This is a genomic window from Aeromonas cavernicola, from assembly GCF_002795305.1.
Taxonomy (GTDB): Bacteria; Pseudomonadota; Gammaproteobacteria; order Enterobacterales; family Aeromonadaceae; genus Aeromonas; species Aeromonas cavernicola.
Window position 1 is genome coordinate 1 of record NZ_PGGC01000240.1, and the last position, 3,877, is coordinate 3,877.

Here is a 3,877-nt window from a genome sequence, read left to right on the forward strand (position 1 = left end):
CGACCCGTGCACGGACTCGCTGTTACCAAGTCACGCCCGCCTTGACGGACGATCAGGCCAGCTCAGCCCGCAGCGCTCGGGTGGCATTGACCATCACCTTGAGGGCGGCCTCTGTCTCTTCCCAGCCACGGGTCTTGAGGCCGCAATCTGGGTTGACCCACAACCGCTCAACCGGTATCTGCTGGGCTGCTTTGCGGATCAGCCCCTCAATCCATCCCTGATTGGGCACGTTGGGGGAGTGAATATCATAGACACCTGGGCCTATCTCATTGGGATAGTTAAAGCGCTCAAACGCCCCCAGCAGCTGCATCTGGCTGCGGCTGGTCTCGATGGTGATGACGTCGGCATCGAGTGCGGCCACCGCCTCGATGATGAGGTTGAAGTCGCTATAACACATGTGGGTGTGGATCTGAGTGCTATCCGCCACTGGGCTTGCGCTCAGCCGAAACGCCCGCACCGCCCAGTCCAGATAGGTTTGATGATCTTGCTTGCGCAGCGGCAAGCCTTCGCGGATGGCGGGCTCATCAATTTGGATGATCTTGATGCCGGCGGCCTCCAGATCTGCCACCTCGTCGCGAATGGCCAAGCCAATCTGCAAGGCGGACTGCTCGCGACTCACATCTTCGCGCGGGAACGACCAGCAGAGGATGGTCACCGGGCCAGTCAGCATCCCCTTGACCGGCTTGTCGGTCAGGCTCTGGGCAAACTGGGTCCACGCTAGGGTCATCGGGGCTGGGCGATCGATGTCGCGGGTGATCACCGGTGGCTTGACGCAACGGGAGCCATAGCTTTGCACCCAACCGAAACGGGTGATGGCAAAGCCGTCCAGCAGTTCACCGAAATACTCCACCATGTCGTTGCGCTCGGCCTCGCCGTGCACCAGCACGTCCAGCCCGATGGCTTCCTGACGTTCGATGGCATCCTTGATCTGGGCCTGAATGCCCGCCTCATAGACGCGGTCATCGATGCGACCCGCCCGCCAATCCTGGCGCAATACTCGGATCTGCGACGTCTGCGGGAAGGAGCCGATGGTGGTAGTGGGCAACAGCGGTAACTTGAGATCGGCCCGTTGCAGCTCGGCCCTGACTGGATAGGGGCTGTGGCGATCGAAATCGCTATTAGTGAGGCTGGCCAGACGAGATCGCACGGCCAATTTGTGAACGCGGAGATCAGACTCCCGATCGACGATGGGCTGGCTGTAGGCGATGATCTTGTCGATCTGGCTTCCGTCGCGCGCGTTGCTATCCAAATACGCCGCCAGCAACCCCAGCTCGTAGCATTTTTGCACCGCAAAGGCGAACCAGCTGCGGGTCTGGGCATCGAGCTCCTGCTCCAAGCTCAGATCCACTGGGCTGTGCAGCAACGAGCAGGAGGAGCCGATCCAGAGCCGCTCACCGAGCTTGGTCTTGAGCGTCTTGAGGGTCGGTGCCAGCTTGGCCAGATTGGCGCGCCAGACGTTGCGGCCATTGATCACCCCCGCCGAGATGACCCACTGGGCTGGCAGGTGCGGCACCAGCGTCTCTAGCTGCTCGGGGGCAGCCACCAGATCCAGATGCAGGCCATCCACTTTCAGGCTGGTGATGATGTCGCGCTGATGGGCCACTGAGCCGAAATAGGTGGTGAGCAGCAGTTTGCTGGGGCCGCTCAAGCGCTGGTAAGCGTTGAGGTAGGCCAGCCGCCACTCGTCCGGCAAGTCCAGCGTCAGCGCCGGTTCGTCGATCTGTACCCACTCCACCCCTTGGGCGGACAGTTTCGCTAGGATCTCCTGATAGACAATCAGCAGGCGATCGAGCAGTTCTAGGCGCGAAAAACCGCTCTCTTTCTCCTTGCCAAGCCACAGATAAGAGAGCGGCCCCAGCAGCACCGCCTTGACCGGCAGCCCGAGCGCCTTGGCCTCTTCGACCTCGTCAAACAGCTGGCTCCAGCCCAGTTTGAAGCGCTGGTCACGGCTAAATTCCGGCACCAGATAGTGGTAGTTGGTGTTGAACCATTTGGTCATCTCGGCCGCGGCGGCCGTAGGGCCGGTCGGTGCTCGGCCACGGGCTACCCGAAACAGGGTATCGAGATCGGTCTCGCTCTTGCCATCAACCACATGGCGATGACGCTCAGGCACCGCATCCACCAGCAGGCTGGTGCCGAGCACCTGATCGTACCAAGCAAAGTCGCCCACAGGCAGCAAGGTGACGCCCGCCTGCTGCTGCGCCTGCCAGTGGCGCTGGCGCAGCGTCTTACCCACGGCAATCAGTTCAGCCTGCGTGGTCTCGCCACGCCAATAAGATTCGAGAGCAAATTTGAGTTCGCGCTGAGCGCCAATACGGGGAAAGCCCAGGGTGTGTGCATAGGTCATAACGCCAATTCCTTATGTTTATCATCTGATAAGAAGCTGGATGATTTAGCCATCCAGATGTTTACACATCCAAAATGACAAGATAAGGTGGCGCTGGCTATTGAATCCTTTTCAAGTGGCTCTCAAATAATCCGCAACTGACGTGCTGCCACCGCAACCATCAGGATGCAACAGCCGCTTGCTACGGGCTCTGCGCCCTTTCAAGCTATGCCACTTTCTACGAGACAAGGAGACTTCCCATGGCAGTGCTCAACAGTGCAGGGATCGAGATCAAACACTTGAAGACAGTGACCGCCCTGGCCGAACAAGGTTCGCTGGCCGCTGCCGCGCTGACCTTGAACCTCACCCAGTCCGCCCTCTCCCACCAGCTCAAAGAGTTAGAGACCCGCCTTAATCTGGAGCTGTTTCTGCGCAAAAGCCGCCCACTGCTGCTAACCGCGGCAGGCAACCAGTTACTGGCCCTCGCCCGTCAGGTGCTGCCCGCGCTAGCCCACACTGAAAAGCAGCTGCACGCCTTGCACAGTGGCGATGCGGGCAAGCTGCATCTGGCGCTCGATTGCCACAGTTGCATCCAATGGCTGCTGCCGCTGTTGCCCGATTTTCGCCGCCAGTGGCCGGGGGTAGATCTGGAAGTGGAATCAGTGCCGGGCTTTGATGCGATCAACGCGCTGCTCGGCGGCCAGCTCGACTTACTGCTCACCTCGGACGTACAGGCCCGTGGCGATCTCCACTTCGAGCCGCTGTTTGGCTTCGATCTCACCTTGGTGATGGCGCCAAATCACCGGCTCAGCCAGCAGCCCCGCATCGAGCCTAGCGATCTGGGGCAAGAGGTGCTGCTGGTCTATCCGGTGGAGCGCGTGCGCATGGATATCTTCAGTCGCTTTTTGCAACCGGCTGGGGTGGAGCCCGCCCGCTGCAAGCCGGTGGACAACACCTCGGTGATGCTGCAAATGGCCGCCGCTGGGCTTGGGCTCGCCGCCCTGCCATGCTGGGCCAGCGAGGCGTTTGTCCAGCAAGGGCTGCTGGCCGCGCGCCCTCTTGGCGCTGGGGTGCGCCGCCATATGTACGGTGCGGTGCGGGCGGCGGATAAAGATCAGCCATGTTTGCAAAGCCTGTTTGCCCGCATCCGCGCCAAGATGGCGCGCTGATCGCCGCTACAGGGCACCAAAATAGCTGCGTAGCGCCTCAATCACCCGCCGCACCTTCTCGGGGATCTCCCGCTGCGGGGTGATGGCGTGGATCTCCATCATGGGCGATCGATAATCGGGCAGCAGCTCCAGTAAGCGGCCGTGGGCCAGATCATCGCTAATTTCCCCCTCCGGCTGCAAGGCGATCCCGAGTCCAGCCAGAGCGAACTGGCGAAGCGGCAACACATTGTTGCACTGGACCTTGGTCTTCACTTTCACCCGGTGCTCGCCCCCTTTTTGATCGAGCAGCAGCAGGCCACTCCCCTGCACCTCGCCGCCGAGCCAGTCGTGATCAACCAGATCGGCAGGGCTGCGCGGCGCCGGCCTATTTGGCAAGGCGAGG

The 3,877-nt window shown here is 61.2% G+C and carries 3 protein-coding genes; 1 reads left to right on the forward strand and 2 read right to left on the reverse strand.

The genetic code is table 11. The annotated features are described in order from the left end of the window. Window positions 1-52 precede the first annotated feature (52 nt). On the reverse strand, window positions 53-2,347 hold the full coding sequence (metE, locus tag CUC53_RS18200) for a 5-methyltetrahydropteroyltriglutamate--homocysteine S-methyltransferase (RefSeq protein ID WP_167386798.1): 2,295 nt from the start codon (window positions 2,345-2,347) through the stop codon (window positions 53-55). Between the two features lie 239 nt (window positions 2,348-2,586). Here metE and CUC53_RS18205 point away from each other — a divergent pair, with 239 nt between their 5' ends. Further along, window positions 2,587-3,495: a LysR substrate-binding domain-containing protein gene (locus tag CUC53_RS18205; protein ID WP_100295400.1), complete on the forward strand. Its 909-nt coding sequence runs from the start codon at window positions 2,587-2,589 to the stop codon at window positions 3,493-3,495. A gap of 6 nt (window positions 3,496-3,501) precedes the next feature. Here CUC53_RS18205 and CUC53_RS18210 read toward each other — a convergent pair. Beyond that, window positions 3,502-3,877, reverse strand: a 376-nt coding sequence (locus CUC53_RS18210) for a LysR substrate-binding domain-containing protein (RefSeq protein ID WP_236757972.1), incomplete at its 5' end; no start/stop codon positions are given.